This is a genomic window from Chromatiaceae bacterium (assembly GCA_024235395.1).
Classification (GTDB): Bacteria; Pseudomonadota; Gammaproteobacteria; order Chromatiales; family Chromatiaceae; genus Thiosocius.
In genome coordinates this window covers 310,407-331,987 of sequence record JACKMK010000002.1, presented here as the reverse complement: position 1 = coordinate 331,987, position 21,581 = coordinate 310,407, and the positions used below count along the sequence as shown (strand labels likewise).

Below are 21,581 nucleotides of genomic sequence, written 5' to 3'. Positions count from 1 at the left end.
GATTGCGCACTCACTCGCCGAGGGCGAGACCCGGTATCCTGTCGGTGCCGCGGCACTCTCCACCCGCTGCATAGATCTGCTCAATCAGTTGCATCACCATCAGCGCGTCTGTCGTTCCACCGCCGCTTATCTCCGACCGACCCGTGATGCAGTCGTAGAACTCTTCGATCTCGAGCCGCCAGGAGTCGTCCTGGTCGAAGTAGATGGTCTCTTCACGCGGTTTGCCCATGGCGCGCGCCTCGTCTTCGAACTGGCGGCGCGCGAAGGTGATGCTCTCCTCGCCGTAGCTTCGCGTCGACGAGAGGATCCCGTTGACGCACACGTAGCCATCCTCGAGAAACAGATCGAGGGAGAACTTGTGCTTCCATTGTGTTGCGCTCGAATGGACCATTGCAACGCGCCCGTCCGCGGTGCGCATCAGCGCAAATGCGTTGTCTTCGAACGGGATATTCTTCCAGAACGCGTTCTCCACCATGCTCTTGACCTCGGTGAACTCACCGAGAAACAGCAGCATCAGGTCGAGCATGTGGATCCCCTGATCGAGCAGGATACCGCCACCGGCCAGCTCGCGATCCGATCGCCACGAGTTCTCAAACGCCAGGCCACCCGCCTTGCCGTAGACGCCGCGCGCCCACAGCAGGCGACCATAACGTCCACTTTCGATCAGCGACCGCGCCTCCATGATCGCGTAATGGAAACGGTGATTGAAGCCGAACTTGACGATCGGTCCGGCCGCGTTGCGCTGATGTCGGATGATCCGCTGCACATCGGCCACGCTCCGGCCCGGCGGCTTCTCGCAGAACACGTGAAGGCCATGATCGAGGGCCATGCAGATGACGTCGGGGGCGACGTTGTTGAAGGTGCATACCACGACGGCATCGAGGTCGAGCGCGAATACCCGGCGCCAGTCGTCGTAGAAAGACAGCGCCGGGTGCGACTGGCCGACTGCGGGATCCAGGTCACACAGCGCCACCACTTCGAAGCCCGGGTGGCGATCCAGCTCGACCTTGCGGATGCACCCCATCTTGCCCATCCCGATGATCGCCGTACGCAGCGGCCTCCCGTTCATGCCGCCTCCCGTGGCTTGCGCGCAACGACGCGCAGATGCGAACTGAGATTGTTCTGCTGCAGAAACAACTGGAAGCGCTCGTCCATCTCGGGGCCTCCATGCTCCAGCAGGTAGCGTTGAAAGTAGCGATCGCGGGGCAGTTCCTGCTCCGCCGCACGGACCAACTGGATATCGAGCATGCCCGGCGTTGTCAGCTCCAACAACTCGAGGCCCGATTGCTGCAGCAAGCCACGCATGCCTTCCGGCGACGGCAGGCACACATGATCGAACGGGAAGATGGAGTTCGACGCGCCACCGAGGGTCAGCACATCGAACCCCGTACCCGAGCGGCAGCTGGCCAACAGTAGGCCACCCGGCCGCATCCGCCGTGCGACCTCCCCGAGAAGGCGGGCCGGCTCCGCGCTGCGTTGTATCACGTCGAACAGGCAGACCAGATCGGCGTCGCCACCGTCGTCGCGCTCCTGTACGGGTGGCAACGGATCGACAACCGACAGCCGCCGGACCCAGCCGGCGCGTCCCAGCATCTCCGACCAGCCGCTGGCCTTGCTGCCCCAGTCGATCAGGTCGACGGCGTCTTTGCGCAGGTAGCGCTGCACGCGCCCCTCGACCCAGTCTGCCAGATGGCGCCAGAGCTGATGCCTCCTGGCGGTAAGCTGCGTTTGATATGCCGTCGTGCACCTGAGTCGCGACAGATCGGACGTGTGGAAATAGTCCTGCAGATCCGCCCGTGAAGGCAGACTGGCCAATGCCAGGCTCCAGGTCTGGGGACAGAATGCGTAGGCCCTGCCCCATTTCTCGAAAAAGATCTCGTAGCGGACCTGTCCGGACACTGGACAGGGATCCAGCCCCCCGGGTTGTGTGGCATGTTCGGTGAAGTGCCGGGCGAGCACGAGCTCCTCATGAAACACCGCGTGTGGGTGCAGGCTGTCCTGGGTCACCGAGGGATCCATGTCCTGGTAACGAATCATCACGCCTCCCGGTCGAACAGCGCCGCATTCGCGGCCGCCTTCACATCCATCTGAAACGCGAGGTTGGCGACGGCACGGTGACGCGACCAGCCGCCCGCGGCCTCGACCAGCGCAAGGCCGGCGGCCACGTCCCATAAACGAATGCCGTCCTCCCAGTACGCATCGAGCCGCCCGCTGGCGAGGTAGGCGAGCGACAACGCCGCGGTGCCCAGCATGCGTACCTTCTTGAAAGACTGGATCCCGCCGACGAACGCGGCAAGTGCATCTGCGGCATAGTCGCGACCCACCGGAAAACCCGTGGCCAGCACCGCCTGGCCGCGGTCGTCAAGCCCCGAAACCCGGATCGGCTGCGCATTGCACCAGGCGCCATGCCCAACGAGTCCGCTGAACAATTCGTCGCGGTCAAAATCGTACACCACGCCGAGCAGGGGTTCGCTGCGGCGCCAAAGCGCGATCGAAACGCACTCGAGACCCAGGCCGCGCTTGAAGTTCATCGTGCCGTCAAGCGGGTCGACGACCCAGTACGGCGACTCCGTTCCCACCTGACCGATTGTGCCCTGTTCCTCGGAAAGCACCGGGCGTCCGCTCGCGGAAAGCGCCTGCAGTATGATGCGCTCCGCTTCGCGGTCGGCAGCGAGCTTGATATCACGACCCTCGGCACTGTCGACGGCACGTTCAGACAGCGGCAATTGACCCAGCCATTTCCCCGCGGCGAGCGCCGCACGCTCCGCGACCCGCAGTTCGTCGATGAAATCAGGCATTGCCGACCCGTAGATCGCGCAGCAGGTTGCGCACTGCCTGCATCTCCATGTCCAGCCGGCATTGCCGCGTATACGAACTGACGTGAGGGGTCATCAGGACCTGCGGAAACTCCTGGAGCGGCCCGGTATAGGGCTCGGCCCAGAACACGTCCAGCCACGCCTTCGTCACCTTGCCATTGTGCAAGGCGGACAGCAGGGCGCGCTCTTCGATCAGCCCGGCACGCGCACAGTTCAACAGCATGACCGGGTGATCGATGCGATCGAACGCGGCCTGATCGAGGATGACCTCATTGCCGCTGGCGTGCAGGCTGATGACCTGAGCCTCTGCCAGTCCCTGATCGAACGTGACACGGCGTACCGGCGCAAAGGCTCGGTCAGCGACGCCCGGGTCGCAGGCCATGACCTCGGCGCCGAGACCATGCAGCATGCCGCCGAAGCGGGCGCCGATCCGGCCGTAGCCGACCAAAAGCACCTTGAGACCCTGCAGACCGATGCCGATCCGCTTGTCCCATTCGCCCCGGTGCAGTGCCTCGTTCGCCTGTGTCAGGTTGCGAAGCAGGCTCATCAACGCGGCCAAAGCCAACTCGGCAACGGCCTGGGTCGGGCCATCCGGCGTGTTCGATACACGAATCCCGCGCGCTTCGGCAAACGCGACGTCGACGTTGTCCATGCCGATGCCGATGCGCGCCAGGGCCTTCAGAATCGGGGCCTGTCCGAGGACTTCGGCGTGCAGAGGTTCGAGGCCCGCCAGCAACCCGTCGGCATCGTGCAGCAGGGCGGTGATCTCCTCGGCATCCATGCGCCGGCCATAGGGGTTGCGCACCACCTCGATACCGTGCTTCTGAAGCAGTTCCAGCGGCGCCGGATCGGCGTCCGCGAACGTCGATGCGCCGACGATGACCTTCATCCCCACTTGCCCCGTGGCTCCTCGCGTTCCTGCAGATACTGATCGAGCCAACTGTGCAGGATCACCTGGTGACTCGACTCGACGTGACCATATTCCTGGGCGGGCACGTAGAAATTCAGATGGCCGCCCGCGCGGGCCTGGTTGTCCGCCGACATCCCGGTCAACGTCACCACCTGGAGGCCGATATCCTTCGCCGCTTCGATCGCGCGCACGATGTTCGGCGAATTTCCCGAGCTGCTGATCGCGACCAGAATGTCGCCGGCACGCCCGAACCGCCGCAGTGGGACCGCGAACGCCTGATCGTAAGAGACGTCGTTCGCAATCGCCGTCAGCAACGATATCTCGTTGAAGCAGGAGCAGCGCAGCCCTCCATTCTTGCAGGCGTCCGCCGACATGTGGCTCGCCATGCTGGCACTGGCACCGTTGCCGATAAAGAAGATGGTACCCGCCGCCTCGCGCAATGCATGGGTCAGGTCGCACCAGCGACGCATCCCGTGTTCGGCATCGATCTCGATGCCGTCCACACTGACGCGTGCGCTCATCAGCGCGCGGTTGATCTTGTCTACATAGTCGGCATAGAAACCCATACACCCTCCGTCGCGTGCATCACCCGCCGCCGTGCTCCGCGATCGGTGCCTGCAACATGCACTCCGCAAGCTGCAGGTCTTCCTCGGTCTTGATGACATGACCCTCGAACCGGGTCAGTGGAAATGTCGCTATTCTGCCGTACCAGGTCGCACAGCGGCCCTGTGCCGCGGCATCGAGGTAAACCGATCGCCGCCACCCGGTCAATCCCCATGTTATCCGCTCGAGGACGCGCAGGTCCTGAGAATTCTGCTTGGACGCCATCGAGAAGTTCACCGGCCTGCCCTCATACAGGCATTCCAACGGTTCATGCACGACGCTCAGCATCACATCCGCGTCTGCCGAGCGGAACGCCTCGACAAACCGCGCCACGGTCGAATGTCCAATCGCCGGAGCAATCGAATGGACCTGCACGAGCAGGTCGCAGGGGTGTACCTCGAGGAACTCCTGCACGTACTCCTCGCTGGTGGCATTGTCGTCGGCCAGATGCGCGGGGCGCGGGTGATAGCGGACTCCCATGTCCACGGCGATCCGCTCGAACGCCGGATCGTCCGCGTTCACCCAGATCTCGTCGAACACCCCCGCGTCGAGGCACTTCTGCACCGCGATCGCGAGCAACGGCCGCCCCTGCAACCGTTTCAGGTTCTTGGCCGCAAGCCGTTTGCTGCCAATCCGCGCCGGGACCATTCCGATTATCTTCATCGCGGGTCACTGCTCATGGGGTACGCGACAGCACGATGCGACAGAGATGCCGCGGCATCGCCGCGGAGCACGGGCTGCGGACTCACTCGGCGGCCCTGAACAGTTCCTCGAACGCCGCGGTCGTATCACCGGGTAGCTCGTCCAACATCTGCCGGAAATAGGCGATGGTCTTCTCGAGACCGGCCGCGAGCTCAGTTTGCGGATGCCAATCCAGCCTTTCCCGTGCCGCCGAGATATCCGGTCTGCGCCGCCGTGGATCGTCCGCCGGTAGCGAAAGATGCCGCATCGGCGAAGTCGAACCGGACAGCTCGATGACCATTTCGGCAAGCGCCTTGACCGACACCTCGATCGGGTTGCCCAGGTTGACCGGACCGACCAATTCCGGCGGTGATTCCATCAGGCGAATCATTCCGTCGATGAGATCGTCGACATAGCAGAACGAGCGCGTCTGAGAGCCTGCACCGTAAAGCGTTATCGGTGCATTCTGCAAAGCCTGGACGATGAAGTTGCTCACCACCCTGCCGTCGTTCGGGTGCATACGCGGGCCATAGGTATTGAAGATCCGTGCGACCTTGATCTCCAGGCCGTGCTGGCGGTGGTAATCGAAGAACAGGGTTTCCGCACAGCGTTTGCCCTCGTCATAGCAGGCGCGCTCGCCGATCGGGTTGACCTTGCCCCAGTACGACTCACACTGCGGGTGCACCTCCGGGTCGCCGTACACCTCGCTGGTGGACGCCTGGAGGATGCGTGCCTTGGTCCGCTTGGCCAGCCCCAGCATATTGATGGCGCCGTGCACGCTGGTCTTGGTGGTCTGCACCGGATCGTGCTGGTAGTGGATCGGCGACGCCGGGCAGGCGAGGTTGTAGATCTCGTCAACCTCCACGTAGAGCGGGAACGTCACGTCGTGGCGCATGAACTCGAACCGCGGGTGGCAAAGCAGGTGTGCGATGTTGCGCTTGGTGCCCGTGTAGAGGTTGTCGACACACAGTACATCGCACCCGTCGCGGATCAACCGCTCGCAGAGGTGCGAGCCCAGGAACCCTGCCCCGCCGGTAACCAGTACCCTCTTGGTCGTCGAATATCCCCGCATGGTTTGCGCCTCTGCTCCTCTGCATGCCTCTTTGTTCTTCCCACGGCGGCCGCCGTGGGATCGTCCACATCACCCACCTGTAGCGGCCGGTTTCGCGCCAACACGAGCCCCGGCATCGCTGTCCCGCGGGCTGCGCGATCTGCGGTCAGTCCGCCAATGCCTGCACCGTCCACTCGCACAGCGGGAAACCGGCCGCTTCGGTGATCGCGATTCCGCCCGGAAACCGCGGATTGAGGTCGATCAGCCAGGCGCCGTCGGCGTCTCTGATGAACTGGAAGTTCACCACCCCCCGAAACGGCAGGGCTCGGGCCATCGAATGACAGAGCGCCACCAGTTCCGGGTCGTCGACCGCGGTCCCGGCAATCGACTGCCCAAACGCGACCAGGGTCCGCTCGCGCACGAAACAGGCGCGCAGAACGCCATCGCGCTCTGCGAAGCAGTCGACGCTGTACTCGGGTCCGGATTTGAATTCCTGGACGAGCCGCAGCGTGCGCGACCCGTCGGCGCCGACCGGGAGGTCGCCGGAACGGTCGACGACACACGTGTCGCGCGAGCCCGAACCGAAGACCGGCTTCAGTATGACAGGAAACCTCAGGCCGGTGAGGCGCCCGTCCGGTTCGCGCACTCGCCAGGCCGGGCAGGCGATGCCGGCGGCTTCGGCCGCCTGGTACAGCAGTCGCTTGTCAATGCAGGTGCGCAGCGTCTGCGCCGGGGACGTCATAACGCGCAGATCGAGCACGCCGGCCTCGGCCTGCGCGGCCCAACCGGCGAGTTCCGCATCTCTGACCGGGACCACGCCGGTGATGCGGTGTTCGAGAACCGCGGCGCGCACGGCGGCCCAGAAGCGCGGGTCATCGAACCCCGGCAGATCGAGGCGCCGGTCGAGCCACGCGAGTGCCGGTGCCGCGTCGTTCAGGTCACTACCGAACAACTGCCCACCACGTGTCCGCACGGCATCACCCAGCAGGCGAACCAAGTCGGACTTGCCACCAACCGAAGGGATCAGCAGCCGCGGCGTCATTGCGACAATACACCGCGCGCGGTCGCCAGCAGCGCCGGAAGATCGCCGACCCCGGCGATCACGAAGTCGGCCTGCTGTGCTGCCGGCACCTGCGCCGCTGCATGCTCCCCGGATGCGACGCGCACCGTACACCAGCCCCGCATGCGTGCGCCGATGAAATCCTTGTGCGGATTGTCGCCGACGTAGAGCATCCGGTCGCCCGGCACGCCGAACCACTGTTCGAGCCGTTCGAACAGCGCCGGGTCGGGTTTAGCGCTGCCATACTCATCGCTCAACAACACATGGTCGACGAGGGTCGCAAGCCCGAGCGCGGCGATCTTGTTGCGTTGCACCGTGGCCAGACCGTCACTCAGCAGCCCGAGTGGAAAGTCGCGTCGCAGCGCGACCAGCATCGACCGCACCCCAGGATACAGTGCGATATCCGGTCGGTGCGTGCGGAACTTCTCGACGATCTCGTCGACCGGCGGCAGCGGTGACGGCACCCGGCGCAGGGCGTGATCGACGATCGCCGGGTGGGACGGCCCCAGCCTGTCCAGCTGTTCGCTCAACGCTTGGTACATGGCACCTTCGTCGACGCCGCTGGTGCCGGCAAGCCAGGACGCGACAGCCCGGAAGCCGCTCCTCTTGAAGTCGACCTGCGCATACAGGGTGTCGTCCAGGTCGAACACGATCGCCTGCACGCCGGACAGGCGGCCCCTTGTCATCCCCATTCGTTCGCCAGCGCTTGCAATCGGGCGACAATCCGCGGTGTGCCGTCATCGAGCGCGGGCAATGCCGCGACCCGTCCGGCGACAATCGGCTCGAGCAGGTCGCCCAGGCCGCCCGCGGAATCGACGACGCGGGGCGCCATGCCCAGCGCGCGGTAGAAAGCCGCCGCATCGGCCGCGTGGGCGGTCGAAAGCGGCCACGCGACCGGATGGACACCCAGCGCGACCGCCTCGTAGAAGCTGTGCCCATACCCGCTGAGAAATGCCCGGCTGCGCGACAGCAGTTCGGGGAAGCGGTCGTCGAAGCCTTCCGGCAGGACACAGCGCCAGCCACGCCGCACCGCCAGTTCCGCGACCTCGCGGCGTCGATCCGGATCGGCGAGATAGGCCAGCAGATCGATGTCCCGGTCGCGCCGCAGGTCGCGATAGCGCCGCACCTCGCGCCGGAGCACGACATGCTCCAGGCCTTCGACGATCGGCGGCAGTCCGCCGCGCGAGGCGTTCACCCTGCCGGATACCCCCGGATACAGGATCAGGTCGGCCTCGGCCGCCATGGCATCCTCGCGGTCCACGACCACCGCCGGCACTGTGGGGGCGAACGCGTCGCGCCAGCCGGGGTCGAGTGTCCGACGCACCGAGATGTCGACGACGACCAGGTCGTGAGCCGGTACCACGGCCTCGAGCCCGTGCGGGGGTCGTCCCGCCCCGGTACTGCGCACCCTGCGCCCTGCGGCGCCCCAGAACACGCTGAAACCACATGCCTCGACGAGCCCCGCGGCATCCGGGTCGTCGAGCGCGAAGGCCACCGGCCAGCCGAGGCGTTCGACCAGTTGTCCCGCCAGCTCCCGGCAACGCATCAGGTGACCGAATCCATACTCGCGGCCGGCGTCGACAACGAACAGTACACGGCGGACGTCTTCGACCAGCTTGCGCTGGTGGACGTGCGCGTTGACCGCTTTGAGCTGCGGATTCCGATCCAGCAATGCGACCGCCTCGGGCAGCTGGAAAGGCCGCCCATCCGCCGCCAGATGCTGATGGAGCGTCTGCATGAACTCGAGATCCGCCCAGGTATCCACGCTCATCCGGTGTCGGTCCCCGTACAGCGCCGCGTCGAGCGTCGCATCGACCGCCCGGAACCGGTCCGGATTGCGGTAGATCACCGGGAACTGGTGTTCGCGAAGCTCCGGTCTGTCGGACATGGCGTCGGCGCGTTGCCATGCGTCGAGGCGCGCAACCTGCACGCCCTCCAGCAGCGGGACCTGACCGGGTGCGCGCGGCGGGAGCACCAGGTAGTCGGCATCGCGGTGGCGACGGAACCGGGCGACCAGCCGATCCACCGAGGCACCGTGCACCAGGGGGCAGTCGGCGCTGATCAACAGGCAGATGCCGGCGTCGTATCGGTGCGCCGCCGCAACCAGGCGCCCGACGACGTCGTCGACCCCGCCGTCGTACCAGAAACACTCCCAGCCACGGGCCGCCGCCAGGTCGCGCAGCGGTACGTTGTCTGGCTCGGCGACCGTGGCCACGACGACCTGGTCGAGTTCACGGCAGGCGCCGAGCTCGTCCATGATCCAGTCGAGGATGGACTTGCCGCCGATCTGTCTGAGCTGCTTCTGCGGCAGCCGGGACGACGACAGGCGGGCCACGACGAAGGCGACCGCCCGTTCGCGCAACTCAGTCATCGTCGTGTGCAGCCGGCACCTCCAACTGTTCCCAGGCCAGCGGTGTGCCACGCGGTATCGCCTGCCTCGCGACGCAGCCGATCACGCGGCGCAGCTCGCGCGGGTGTAACCCCAGACCCGGCCGGACCGAGCGCACGTCACCCGCCGTGATGATGGCGCCCGCGGGTATGTCCGCGACCGCATAGAGCGACCGCCGGTGCGCAGTCTGCGCCCGCTCGGCGGCGACCGGCCCGCGCCGCGCTTCGCCGAGCGCCCGCCAGGCCGTCCGACAGGCGTCGGCCATTTCGCTGAACTCGGCCGGCTCGAGCGAAAAGGCCGCGTCGATCGCATTGCCGCGGCGGTCCAGCACGAAGTGCTTCTCGATCATGCACGCACCCAGTGCAACGGCGGCGATCGGGACCAGGTTCCCCTGCGTGTGATCGGACAGCCCGACGTTGACCGCGAAGTGCCGGCGAAGCATGTCCAGTGAGCGCAGATTCGCTGCATCGACAGGCGCCGGATAGGCGCTGGTGCAATGCAGCAGCACCACCCGGCCGGCGGCCCTTCCTCCGAACACCTGGAGTGCCTCGTCGATCTCGGCCAGCGTCGCCATACCGGTGGACAGGATCACCGGCTTGCCGGTCGCCGCTACGCGCTCCAGAAGCCCGATGTCGACCAGTTCGAACGAGGCGATCTTGTACGCCGGGCAGTCGAGCGACTCGAGCAGATCGACCGCCGAGGGGTCGAAAGGCGAACTGAACAGCGGCACCCCGCGTTCGCGTGCGCGCGCGAACAATGCCGGATGCCATTCCCAGGGCGTGTGCGCCTCCTCATACAACTCGTAGAGTGACCGACCCCGCCAGAGCCCGTCGTCGATCCGAAACTCCGGTCGATCGCAGTCCAGCGTGATCGTATCGGGGCGGTAGGTCTGGATCTTGATCAGGTCCGCACCGGCGTCGACGGCGGCATCGATCAGCGCCAGCGCATGCGCCAGTCGGCCGGCGTGATTACCCGACAGTTCGGCGACCAGCAACGGGGGGCGTGTCCCACCGCACCGCAAACCCGCAATCTCGAGGTCCGTCGTGGGCCGGTCACCAGGCATATCCGTCACACCTCCAGCCACGTTGCCTCAATGCCCCGCATGCCGCTGGCATCCGTCCAGTAATAGGCAAGCAGGACCCTGCCGTCACTCAACTGCACGCCCCATGGATAACCGATATCGCGACACAGACCGTCGCTGCGGACGACCAGTTCGGGGGCATCACCGGGATCGTCGAGCGGCGAGGCGAGCACGCGGACGCGAACGCCGTAGGGCTCTTCGCGGTAACCGTAACTCAGCAACACCCGCCCGTCGTCCAACAGCAGCGGATGAAACGGGTGACCGATCACGTCGTGCAGTCTCGGCTCGCTCCATGTCACGCCATCCGACGATACCGTGGTAGCAAGCCTTCCATCGGCATCCGCCGTGCGCAGGAAGCACACCAGCCCGCCTTCCCGCGTCGCACACAACGCCGGCTCCTGAAAGGTGACGGTGGCATCGCGATCCACCGCGATCCGACCACGAAATTGCCAGGTCACACCGGCGTCGTCGCTGGCGAACAGCGCAGCGCCTTCGCGCATGCCCCAGTACAGGGGCAGCAGGATCTCGCCGCGCGACCAAACGGGCTGCCCGCGCACTGCCCCGACCACGGGTTGGCTGTCCTCCACCCCGCGGTAGCCACCATAGCCTCCGCCGGGTTGGACGAACTGATGGTGGAACCGCCAGTCGCCCACCTCCCGACCACGTAGCGAGGCATGACTGCCCCATGGCAGATAGCGGCAACCACCAAGGATTTCGGGGTTCTCGACCCGCCCGCCCAGCAGCTCGCCGATCTCGGCCGACAGCGGATAGTACGAGAACGACGCCACGAACAGACTGTCGTCGGGCAGCACCAACAGCGAGGGATCCTGATCGCTCGCTTCGGGATTGAACGGCAGCAGGTCCAACGGCGCATCGGTGGGGTTGCCCTGCGCATCGAGCGCCATCAGCACGATATGCGAACGGCTGTCGATGTGGTCCATGCGGGCGAACAGGTTCAGACCTTCACGCCTGGGTTTGGGCAACAGCCACAACGCATCACGGGCCCTGCGGAATGCGACCACCAGGCTCCCGTCGGAGAATCTGGCCAGCGCCGGAAAGGCGGCGTGAAAACGTGATTCACGATACAGGGTCTGGTGTCCGATGACCTTGAGCATTCGGCCAAGTACTCAGCGGCGTGATCGTCCGGCCGACACGGGCGGCACCGGCCTCACAGAGCCGCACCCAGCGTCGCGACCACGTGATCCTGCTGTACTTCGGTAAGCCCCGGAAAGAGTGGGAGACTCAAGGCGCCGTCGTAGTAAGACTCGGCCACCGGGAAATCACCCTTCCGGAATCCGCGCGTTCGATAGTACGGCTGCCGGTGGACCGGAATGTAGTGCACCTGGGTCGCGATGCCGGCGCGACGCAATGCATCGTAGGCGCGGCGCCTCGCGTCTGCTCCGCCGTGCAGACGCACCGGATACAGGTGCCGGGCGGAATCGTCCGGCTCATGCCGGATGGGAGGGACCAGTGGCAGATCGGTGAGGAGGCGATCATATCGCGCGGCCAGGTGCCTTCTTTCCATCACGAAGTCGTCCAGTTTGCCGAGTTGACTCAGACCGAGTGCAGCCTGGATGTCGGTCATTCGGTAGTTGTAACCCAGATCGGTCTGCTCGTAGTACCAGCCCCCCTCGTCCCGGGAGGACCAGAGCTTCCGGTCGCGCTCGATGCCGTGACTACGCAAGGCACAGACACGCCGATAGAGTTCGGGATCCCCGGTCAGTACGGCACCACCCTCGCCGGTCGTTATCGACTTCACCGGGTGAAAGCTGAATACCGTGATGTCTGCATGCCGGCAGCCACCGACGGGGGCGTCGTGGTAGCGCCCGCCAAGCGCATGCGCGGCATCCTCGATCACGCGAAATCCGTAACGCGCCGACAAGGCATGGATACGCGACATGTCGCACGACTGCCCGGCGAAGTGCACCGGCACCACGACCTTCGGGAGGCGACCTTTCCGTTCGGCATCCTCGAGTTTGGCGGCCAGGGCATCGGGACAGAGGCTGTAGGTCCGCGGATCGACGTCGACGAAATCGACATCGGCACCGCAATACAGGGCGCAGTTGGCCGATGCGACAAACGTGATCGGCGAAGTCCACAAGGTGTCCCCCGGACCCAGCCCCAGCGCGCGACAGGCCAGATGCAGCGCAGCGGTGCCGCTCGAAACCGCGACCGCCGATGCCACGCCACAATAGCCTGCAAGGGCCCGCTCGAACCGCTCGACGGCCGGCCCCTGGGTCAGCCAGTCCCCACGCAGCACCTCGACCACGGCATCGATATCGGCCTGGCTGACCTGCTGGCGTGAATACGGGATCATGCCAACAGCTGCTTGTTCAGGCGGACCAACTGTTCCACGGTGAGAAAGTCGTCGTTGTCACCTGAGCTGTAGGCGAATCCCTGGGCGACCGATGCGCCCCGCTCGTTCAGGCCGTTGACGGTGTAGGGCTTGCGGTGCGACATGCTGATGCTCGGCTGTATGACGAAGTGGTCCGCGAACGCGAGCGTCAGATGCGAATCGTCCGACGGGCACATCACCTCATGCAGCTTCTCGCCCGGGCGGATGCCGATGATGTCGAGCGCCATCCCCGGCGCCATCGATTCCGCGAGATCCACGATACGGATCGACGGGATCTTCGGGACGAAGATCTCACCACCGTGCATCCGGGCAAAACTCTTGAACACGAAATCGACGCCCTGCTGCAGCGTGATCCAGAAACGCGTCATGCGCGGGTCGGTGATCGGCAGTTTCTCGACGCCCTGCGCCAGCAGACCGCGGAAGTACGGAACGACAGATCCGCGCGAACACACGACGTTGCCGTAGCGCACAACCGAGAAACGCGTCTCGCGCCTGCCGACGATATTGTTCGCAGCCACGAACAACTTGTCCGAGGCCAGCTTGGTCGCCCCATACAGACTGATGGGATTGGCCGCCTTGTCGGTCGAAAGCGCGATCACCTTCTCGACGTTGTTTTCCAGCGCCGCCTCGATGACGTTCTGTGCACCGTGGACATTGGTCTTGATGCACTCCATCGGGTTGTACTCGGCCGCCGATACATGCTTGAGCGCCGCGGCATGCACCACGAAATCGATCTCGCGCATTCCCTGCTTGAGGCGCTCACGATCGCGAACGTCACCGATGAAATAGCGCATCATCGGCCCCGAGAACTGCTGCTGCATCTCGTACTGCTTGAGTTCGTCGCGTGAGAACACCACAACGCGCCGCGGTTTATGACGCTCCAGAAGGGTCTTGATAAACGCCTGGCCGAACGAGCCGGTACCGCCGGTCACCAGGATCGATTTGTTGTCGAACATGTCCGGAAACGTCCTCCTCAGACCTCGTCGGGAAGGGCCGTGGAACTCAATGCCCCGATTCGCATGCCACCTAGCCGGTCGCCGGTACCCGGACTGAACCGCGCTCGGCCGAGCAACGGCATGCTAGGATCGCCAGGCGTGTCGGTCGAAGCCCGACACGACCGGACATAAAGCGGCCCGACGGATACCCGAATAAAACTTTATGGGAATCTGCCGATAGAATAGCAATTAACATGCAAGGCGCCGACTGGCGACAAAAAAACTCGAACATAGACGCTATGAAGGATTTCCTCGGTCGACTGGTGCTGCTCGTCGCGGTCGGTATCTGGCACGCCGGTCACGCGGTGACGCTTGGCGAGGCACATGTCCACTCCTACCTCAACCAGCCGCTTGACGTAGAGATCGAGCTGCTCGGCGTCGGCCCGGGCCAGCACGAAGACCTGCGCCTGCGGATCGCCAACCAGGATCAATTCGACCGCCTGGGGATTGTGTACGACCGGGTAGTGAATCTCATCCGGTTTCAGGTGGTGAAATCGGACAATCGCTGGATGGTGCGCGCACGGACCGACAGGCCGATCACCGAACCCTTCCTCGAGTTTCCGCTGCAGATGAACTGGCCCGGCGGACAGCTTATTCGCCAGTACACCCTGCTGTTCGACCCGGTCAACCGTATCCGATCGGCGCGCACCAGCCGGGCGCCACGCCCGGCCGCAGCGCTACCGCCGGCATCTGCCACGCCGCGCGAACCGATACCGGACGTCACCGGCGCGACCGACAGTTACGGACCGGTGCAGCGCGGCGAGACGCTGTGGCCGATCGCGCAGAAAGTCAAACCGCAGGGGATCACCACGCGCCAGATGGCTATGGCGTTGTTGCGTGCGAATCCCCAGGCGTTCATCGACGGCGACATCAACAGGCTCAAGGCAGGCGCCGTGCTCAATATACCGGCACGCACGCTGATCGAGGAACTGGACGCAGCCGCCGCACGTCGCGCGTTCGCCGAAGCGGCGCAGGGCAGCCGTCGCACACTGCCGGCAGTGGCGACATCGCCACGCGACACCGAGGGCGTCGCGGCCACCGCGCGGAGCCCGGGGCAGTCGGCCGCTGAGCCGCCGGCACCGGCGGCCGAATCGGAAGACCCGCAACTGCGCATCGTGTCTCCGGGCGACGAGACCGAAAAGCCCTCAGACAACGAGCAGGCGCTGAAGGACAAACTGCTGGTGACCATGGAGGAGATCGAAAGCAACCGGCTGACGACCGGTGCGATCGAGGCCCGACTCGCACGCCTGGAATCGGAACTCGATCGCATGCAACGCCTGATCGATCTCAAGGACGCACAGATCGCGACCCTGCAGTCCGAGCTCGACGCACGCAATGCAGCGGCACCGGTGACGGAAGCACCGGTCCCGGCCGGTGAACCGCCGGCACCCGCGACCAGTGATCGGCCGCAACAGCGCACGGCAACCGCGGTAGCCGAAGCACAACCCGCCCCGGTGACGATCACCAAGATCGAGCCGATCATCAACCGCCCGTCCACCGGCAATGGCCGGGCATGGTACGAGCAGAATCTCTGGCTGATCTGGGTGGCGCTGGCGGTACTCGGCCTGTTGGTTCTGCTGCTGCTGTTCCGCCGCACGCATTCCGCCCACGACGACATCCCGATGGCCGAATTGCCCGAGATCCGCGATTCCGGGCCACCGCCTTACGCGGCCGCATCGACGCCGCGAGCAGCCGATCTGCGGCGCGCCGAGGACGACTTCCGCTCACTCCAGCCCTCCCCTCCGCCGCCGGAAGAGGTCGAGCTGGCACCGCTGCCCGAGCTCGAACCCATTGCGCGGCAGGCCGCGTACGATGCGGACGAAGACGCGATCACCGAGTCGCTGCTCAACGAGACCCTGGGTGTGCACGAAAACCCGCAGCAGGCCGCAACCGAACCGCCGCCGGGTGCTGAGTTCGACGACGATGACATTGCATCCTGGATCAAGGAGCTCAGCACGGACGTCAACCGCAACGACGCACGCAGCGCCAACGATGAGCAACTGCCAGGCAGCGCCGAAGAGCAGCTGCCCAGCGACGAGGACATCCCGAGCATTCTTACCGAACTCGACGATCAGCTGGCGAGTTCGAAGCCAGAAGGCATCACACCGTCCACCGACGTCGAGATGGAACCTCTCGACGAGGAATACGAGGAAGACGACACCTTCACGATGAGCCTGGATCTGGCGCGCGCCTATCTCGAGATCGGCGACCAGGAAGGCGCCAGGGACATGCTCAAGCAGGCACTGTCCGGCGCGCACGACCCCGAGCACCGGAGGCAGATCGAGGAACTGCTACAGCAGATCGACTGACCCGGTCTTCCCGCGACCGGGCGTCAGAACGGCCAGTCGAATGCATCGCGAGGTCGCAACCCCCCGACTCTGGAACGCACCTCGTCCCACAGCGCCCGGTAGGCACGCGCCGCCGTCGAGCGCGGAGCGTAATCCGTGACCGGCCGACGCTCCAGGCCCATGCGCTCCACCTCACTCGCATAGGGGATGGTGGTGTCGAGCACCGTGCAGCGCGCGTCACCCGGCGCGGCAATCACATCCTGGTGCAGACGCTTGCGACGGTCGACCATCGAGTAGAAGGTGTACACAGGGGTCTGCAGCGCGTGGCCCTGCATGAAATCCAGCAACTGTTCGAGTGTGCGCAGCGATAGCGTCGTCGGGATCGTCGGCAGCAGCAACGCGTCGGCCGCGCGGAAGATGTTCTCCGACACCAGCGAGATGCTCGGTGGGCAGTCGAGCACGACCAGATCGTACTGGTCCGCCATCGGCCGCAACAGCTTCAGCAGGCGCAGTGCCGGTTTCTTGTTCTCACCCAGCAACAGATCCATATTGCGGTACGAAAAATCCGAGGGCAAAAGGTCCAGGTTCGCAAAGTCCGAACCCTTGACCACGTCATCCAGATCGCGCTTGCCGCGCAGGATCTTGGTGGTGTCCTTGACCTTCGGTTTTACCCGCAGGTAAAAGGTCGCCGCCGCCTGTGGATCGAGATCCCAGATCAGCGTGCGCAGCCCGCTGCTGGCCGCCAGGTGCCCCAGGTTGACCGCGGTCGCCGTCTTGCCGACGCCTCCCTTGATGTTGTACACGCCGAGGATCTTCATCCCAGGCCCTCGGCGCGCTGTTTGAATACGCGCTTGTAGTCGGCGCGGTTGGCCTCGGAATCGAATGCCGCGAAGCAGTCGGCAAACCGCTCGTGTGCCCGCTGCTGATCCCGCAACAGGTCTGCCACCAGTCCGCCAATCGCCAACACGGTGGACATGCAGCGTGGGTCGTCGCGATCGAAGCCTTCGGCGAATGCCGCGAGTTTCTCCGCCTGGACCTGGCGATCCTGGAAGGTCCCCAGATTATCGAGCAACCGTTTCAGGTTACGGACGACGTCTTTCAGATCGTCCTCGGGAAAGGCCCTGCGGAAGAACTCGATCAGGTAACGCAGCTTCTTGCAGTCTTTGCGCAGAGCATGCAACACCTCGGGCGGACCGCCCTGCAGTGCCAAGCGACCATCCTTGCGGACCTTGCGATACATGCGCCAGATGCGTTGCGCAGCGACCCGCTCGATCGGCAGATCGGCGAACCACGCCGTCTCTCCGGGCGGCGACTCGGCCTCCAGCACATGCCGCCAGTCAGCCAGCAGCGCCTTCATCTCGGCGGACCCGAGCTGACGCGCCAGCTTGTTCTGCTCCTGCTTGTGGGCCGCGCGCAGGTGCTCCTCGAGGGCGTCGAGGTGGCCGCCCATGGGCGCCGGGAGACTCGCGCGGTAGTGCGGCAACTCCAGCAGAAACACGTCGAGGTCGCGGGTCGGGCCCGTGATCTGACCCAACCAGGCGAAGCGTTGACGAAAGTCGGCGACCACCTCGTCCGGCAACACCCGCTTGACCTGTGCGATCGCAGAGCGCGTACGACGCGTCGCGACACGCAGGTCATGCAGGAACTCCGAATCCAGGTCGGCACGTGTGCCGGCCAGATTGCGTTCGATGGTATCCAGCAGCGTCAACAATACGCGTCGCAGTGCATTGAGCGCCGGCAGGCCCGGCTTGAGCGGTACATCCAGTTTGGAGCTGTAATCGCCGGCCTCGCGCCCGATCGCCGCGAGCGCCTCATCGAACAGACAGGCCGGCGCGCGCGGCCACTCCATCTTGTCCTGCATGAAGGCCGCCACATCCGCCAACTCGTCGGCATAGCCGCGCACTTCGAGCAGCCGCACGCGTGGCAGCAGCTTGCGCGGCTCGTCGACGTCGGCCGATTCACAACGCAGTGCCAGGTGCTGCAGCCTGACGACCGTCTTGGCGTCTTCGTTGAGCAGCGCGACCTCCGTCACCTCGCCGCGCACGCTGACCACCGGAAGCAGCACGCGCATCGCCAGGGCATTCACAACCGCGTCCTTGAGTTCACCGTTGGGCAGGTCCGCGGGCCATTGTGGCCGCGCCTCCCCGACCACAGGTTCGGCACTCTCGGCGCCGTCGCCGGACTTCAGTTTCAACAGGGTGCCCTGCGGCGTTTCCAGCTGCATCAGGCGCAACCCGGCCGCGTGCAGGCGCCAATCGAAGCTGTCGTAAAAATGTGCCGCGAACGCATCCGCAGTACCGACCCGACAACGCGCCTCACCGCCCAGGCGTTGGATCAGACGTGCCACGCCGAAGTCATGGGGCAGCAGAAATCCGGTGTTGGTCTGTTCGTTCATTGAGCTGGAGTATCGATTGCGGGCCACTCGTCGCGGTCGAAAGCTTGGCTCGACAGCCTACACGAGACCCGGCGCCCGACGCGACGTGCAACGCAAATGACCTTGCACCGCGCGCCGCTCGCATACTAACGTTCGGCGCACGCAATGACTCAGATTTGGCAGTACTCGCAGAGTGCCCGACTCACCACGCCGGGCGCTCCGGCGTTATCGGCCCCAGATTCAAGGAGAGGCAGATGTACAGATCCATGCTGATCGGAACCATCCTGATCGGTGCAGTCCACGCGCCGCAGACGTATGCGGAGCAGCCACCAGCCGGGGCATCTGCACAGGCGCCGGCCCCCGCCGCACCATCGATGCCCGCGGCCGCACAGCTTCCGGCCTGGGTGGAACAGCGCCGTGCCGAACTCGCGACAGGCGCCGCCGCACCGGCCCGGCCGCAAGCGCCGGCCGCAGCCGCCCCGCCGCAACCGCCCGAGGCACCCGTTCGATCTCAGCAGAGACCCGAATGGGCCGCCGCGCCACAGGCGCCGACCGCTGGCACCGCACCCGCGCGTCCTGAACTGCCGGCCTGGGTGAAGGAACAGGCCGCACCGACCGCTCACGAACCGCCAACGCGCCAGGCGGCGCCGACGAAACCTGAGCTCCCGGACTGGGTCAAAGAACGGCCTGCACAATCCGCGGCACCACAGGCCCCGGCGTTCCCCACAGCGCCGGCGGCGCCGGACAGACCCGAGATGCCCGCCTGGGCTGCCCAGGCGCCGGGGATCTACAGCCCGCCGGCGCAGCCGCGGGCGCCACAGGGGCAGGAACCAGCGTTGAGACCGCTCGAAGCGGAGCCCCCGGAGCCGATCGCCGCGGTCGAGCCGCCACCGGCGCCGCCGATGCCGCCTGTTGCCGAGGCTCCGGAACCGCCACAGGTGCCTGTCCCTCCACAGCCCGCGGAACCCGCCTACGAGGCTGCACCCCAGGTCGCGCAGCCGACCCCGATCCCCTATCAGGGCTATCAACCCTGGGGCGGGGTCCCCTACGGCGGTTGGGCACCGGCCTACGGCGGCTGGAATCGTCCGTGGGGTAGCGGTTGGGGTGGCAACAACTGGATGCCCTGGGGCAACGGCTGGGGTGGCAACAACTGGGGAGGCAACAGCTGGTGGCCCTGGGACAGCGGCTGGGGAGGCAACAACTGGGGTGGCAACAACTGGTGGCCCTGGGACAACGGATGGGGTGGCAACAACTGGGGCGGTAGCAACTGGGCACCCTGGGGCAGTGGTTGGGGCGGCGATGGCTGGAACGACGGCTACGGCAGCGGCTGGGGTAACGGTTGGGGCGACACCCGGGCCGATGCCGCAGGCGACGGCAGTGGTGAGGCGGACTTCAGTTTCGCAATGCGCGCCTGGGCCAGCGGCGACCTGCGCGGTCGTGGGGACGGCTACGGTTACGGCGACGGCTGGGGCAATGGCTACGGTTACCAGGGCTATGCCCCCGGGTATTGGCCACCGCCGGTCGCAATGCTGCCGCCCGCACCTGCCGCGGAACCGGCGGGCCCTGCCGACGGCGACCAGGACGGCGTGGTCGACGGCACCGATCTGTGCCCTGATTCCACGGCCGGATCCACGGTCGACGAACTGGGCTGCGGCAGCGACGAGCGCATCGTGCTGCGCGGCGTACACTTCAAGACCGACTCCGACGAGCTGACCGACGAGTCACTGGCGATCCTCGACGGGGTCTCCGAGACCCTTTCGGCGCACCCGCAGATCCAGGTGATGGTCGCCGGTCACACCGACAGCGACGGCGACGATGCCTACAACAAGGACCTGTCGCAACGCCGTGCGCAGAGCGTGGTCAACTATCTGAGCAGCCAGGGCGTGGACCGTAACAACATGATCGCCAAGGGCTACGGCGAAGAACAGCCGATCGCGACCAACGATACGACGGAAGGCAAGGCTCAGAACCGCCGCGTCGAGCTGAATCGACTGTAACCGCGGCCGCGTGTCACGGTCGTAAAGACGCGGTCGTCCGGCCGCGTTTTTTTTCCCGGGACGCCTGCCCCGCGGATCAACGCAGGAAGTTGAACAGGCTCAGGTCCTGGATGCGCACAAACGCCTGCTGCGAGGCCTGCAACGCGGTCATCTGCTGGTTGAAGCGACTGATCGCCTCGGCGTAGTCGAGGTCTTCGAGGGTCGACCGGACATCCTTGACGGCGAGATCGAAGGTGTCGTTGACACCACGCTGCTCGTCGATTGCATTCATGCGCGCGCCGATCTTTGCGCGCGTGTTGTCCAATGTAGTGAACGCGGTATCGATGTCGGTGAGCGCCTCGGGGTAGCCGTTGCCGGCCTCGAGGCTCGCGGCGAGATCGTACAGGACCTCGCCGATATTCGTCGTTCCTCCACCGGCCGCGGCGAAATCCATGAAGATCTGGCCCGGATCGCCGGTGGCGATCTCGCGGCCCGCGCCGATCTCGACCATGCGTTGGCCATCGTCACCTTGGTAGGTGAAACCGCCTGTGCCATCGTGGACGAACGGCTGGGTGAGGCTCTGGTAGCCGGCGAACAGGTATTCGCCGTTGGCATCCCGGGAATTTGCCAGTCGCAGGAAACTGCCCATCAGTTCGCGTACCTCGGCCGCGATCGCCTGCCGCCCCTCGGCGCCGACCGAATCGCTCGCGCCCTGCACGGCGAGTTCGCGCACCCGCTGCAGCAGGTCTTCGATGCCGGTCAGTGCGCTCTCTTCCTGATCCAGGCGGGCAACCGCGGCATCTGCGTTGCGCTGATACTGTGTGATACGTTTTTCCGCCTCGTTGAGGTCGAGCACGCGCACCGCGGCCGACGGGTCGTCCGATGGACGCAGAATGCGTTTGCCGCTCGCGACCTGCAGTTCGGTCTCGCTGAGCTGCCGCTGCTGGGTGAGCATCGCATCGACGCTCTGCTGGAAGATCTGTGCCGTGGAGATCCGCATA

The 21,581-nt window shown here is 65.5% G+C and carries 19 protein-coding genes; 2 read left to right on the top strand and 17 right to left on the bottom strand.

From position 1 onward, the window contains the following. Positions 1-10: 10 nt before the first annotated feature. The 14 genes from H6955_09540 to pseB all read right to left on the bottom strand — a co-directional run bounded on the left by H6955_09540 (position 11) and on the right by pseB (position 13,903). Positions 11-1,069, bottom strand: a complete 1,059-nt coding sequence (locus H6955_09540; GenBank protein ID MCP5313789.1) for a Gfo/Idh/MocA family oxidoreductase — start codon at positions 1,067-1,069, stop codon at positions 11-13. Continuing rightward, entirely contained in the window at positions 1,066-2,037 is a 972-nt protein-coding gene (locus tag H6955_09535; GenBank protein ID MCP5313788.1) for a methyltransferase domain-containing protein, read from the bottom strand. The genes H6955_09540 and H6955_09535 overlap by 4 nt, the downstream gene beginning before the upstream one ends. After that, the gene (locus H6955_09530; GenBank protein ID MCP5313787.1) at positions 2,037-2,798 is read right to left on the bottom strand and encodes an inositol monophosphatase; all 762 of its coding nucleotides are present in this window, start codon (positions 2,796-2,798) and stop codon (positions 2,037-2,039) included. The genes H6955_09535 and H6955_09530 overlap by 1 nt, the downstream gene beginning before the upstream one ends. Next, complete coding sequence (locus H6955_09525; GenBank protein MCP5313786.1) at positions 2,791-3,705, bottom strand: hydroxyacid dehydrogenase; 915 nt, start codon at positions 3,703-3,705, stop codon at positions 2,791-2,793. The genes H6955_09530 and H6955_09525 overlap by 8 nt, the downstream gene beginning before the upstream one ends. Further along, a complete protein-coding gene (locus H6955_09520) occupies positions 3,702-4,292 on the bottom strand; it encodes an SIS domain-containing protein (GenBank protein MCP5313785.1) in 591 nt (196 codons plus the stop codon). Before H6955_09520 ends, H6955_09525 begins: the two co-directional genes overlap by 4 nt. Positions 4,293-4,311: 19 nt before the next feature. Beyond that, the gene (locus tag H6955_09515) at positions 4,312-4,992 is read right to left on the bottom strand and encodes a cytidyltransferase (protein MCP5313784.1); all 681 of its coding nucleotides are present in this window, start codon (positions 4,990-4,992) and stop codon (positions 4,312-4,314) included. A gap of 82 nt (positions 4,993-5,074) precedes the next feature. Next, positions 5,075-6,082, bottom strand: coding sequence for an SDR family oxidoreductase (locus H6955_09510; GenBank protein MCP5313783.1), 1,008 nt, complete (start codon positions 6,080-6,082; stop codon positions 5,075-5,077). Between the two features lie 145 nt (positions 6,083-6,227). Then, a complete protein-coding gene (locus H6955_09505; GenBank protein ID MCP5313782.1) occupies positions 6,228-7,103 on the bottom strand; it encodes an ATP-grasp domain-containing protein in 876 nt (291 codons plus the stop codon). After that, positions 7,100-7,807 carry an HAD-IA family hydrolase gene (locus tag H6955_09500; GenBank protein ID MCP5313781.1) on the bottom strand — a complete coding sequence of 236 codons (708 nt, stop codon included), beginning with the start codon at positions 7,805-7,807 and terminating at the stop codon, positions 7,100-7,102. Before H6955_09500 ends, H6955_09505 begins: the two co-directional genes overlap by 4 nt. Beyond that, positions 7,804-9,492 carry an NTP transferase domain-containing protein gene (locus H6955_09495; protein ID MCP5313780.1) on the bottom strand — a complete coding sequence of 563 codons (1,689 nt, stop codon included), beginning with the start codon at positions 9,490-9,492 and terminating at the stop codon, positions 7,804-7,806. Before H6955_09495 ends, H6955_09500 begins: the two co-directional genes overlap by 4 nt. Further along, positions 9,485-10,573 (bottom strand): pseudaminic acid synthase, encoded by a 1,089-nt coding sequence (gene pseI, locus H6955_09490; protein MCP5313779.1) that lies wholly within the window; start codon positions 10,571-10,573, stop codon positions 9,485-9,487. Before pseI ends, H6955_09495 begins: the two co-directional genes overlap by 8 nt. Positions 10,574-10,578: 5 nt before the next feature. Then, positions 10,579-11,706: an exo-alpha-sialidase gene (locus H6955_09485; GenBank protein ID MCP5313778.1), complete on the bottom strand. Its 1,128-nt coding sequence runs from the start codon at positions 11,704-11,706 to the stop codon at positions 10,579-10,581. A 53-nt stretch (positions 11,707-11,759) separates the two neighbouring features. Further along, positions 11,760-12,908, bottom strand: a complete 1,149-nt coding sequence (gene pseC, locus H6955_09480) for a UDP-4-amino-4,6-dideoxy-N-acetyl-beta-L-altrosamine transaminase (GenBank protein ID MCP5313777.1) — start codon at positions 12,906-12,908, stop codon at positions 11,760-11,762. Then, complete coding sequence (gene pseB / locus H6955_09475) at positions 12,905-13,903, bottom strand: UDP-N-acetylglucosamine 4,6-dehydratase (inverting) (protein MCP5313776.1); 999 nt, start codon at positions 13,901-13,903, stop codon at positions 12,905-12,907. Before pseB ends, pseC begins: the two co-directional genes overlap by 4 nt. A gap of 278 nt (positions 13,904-14,181) precedes the next feature. Here pseB and H6955_09470 point away from each other — a divergent pair, with 278 nt between their 5' ends. Continuing rightward, positions 14,182-16,251, top strand: a complete 2,070-nt coding sequence (locus H6955_09470) for a hypothetical protein (GenBank protein MCP5313775.1) — start codon at positions 14,182-14,184, stop codon at positions 16,249-16,251. 23 nt (positions 16,252-16,274) lie between these two features. Here H6955_09470 and H6955_09465 read toward each other — a convergent pair whose 3' ends face one another. Then, the gene (locus H6955_09465) at positions 16,275-17,048 is read right to left on the bottom strand and encodes an AAA family ATPase (GenBank protein ID MCP5313774.1); all 774 of its coding nucleotides are present in this window, start codon (positions 17,046-17,048) and stop codon (positions 16,275-16,277) included. Then, positions 17,045-18,625: a CHAD domain-containing protein gene (locus tag H6955_09460; GenBank protein ID MCP5313773.1), complete on the bottom strand. Its 1,581-nt coding sequence runs from the start codon at positions 18,623-18,625 to the stop codon at positions 17,045-17,047. The genes H6955_09465 and H6955_09460 overlap by 4 nt, the downstream gene beginning before the upstream one ends. A gap of 233 nt (positions 18,626-18,858) precedes the next feature. Between H6955_09460 and H6955_09455 the strand changes: the two genes are divergently transcribed. Next, entirely contained in the window at positions 18,859-20,601 is a 1,743-nt protein-coding gene (locus H6955_09455; GenBank protein MCP5313772.1) for an OmpA family protein, read from the top strand. A gap of 76 nt (positions 20,602-20,677) precedes the next feature. On the opposite strand, the gene flgL is transcribed toward H6955_09455, so the two are convergent. Beyond that, positions 20,678-21,580, bottom strand: coding sequence for a flagellar hook-associated protein FlgL (gene flgL / locus H6955_09450; GenBank protein MCP5313771.1), 903 nt, complete (start codon positions 21,578-21,580; stop codon positions 20,678-20,680). Position 21,581: the final 1 nt, after the last annotated feature.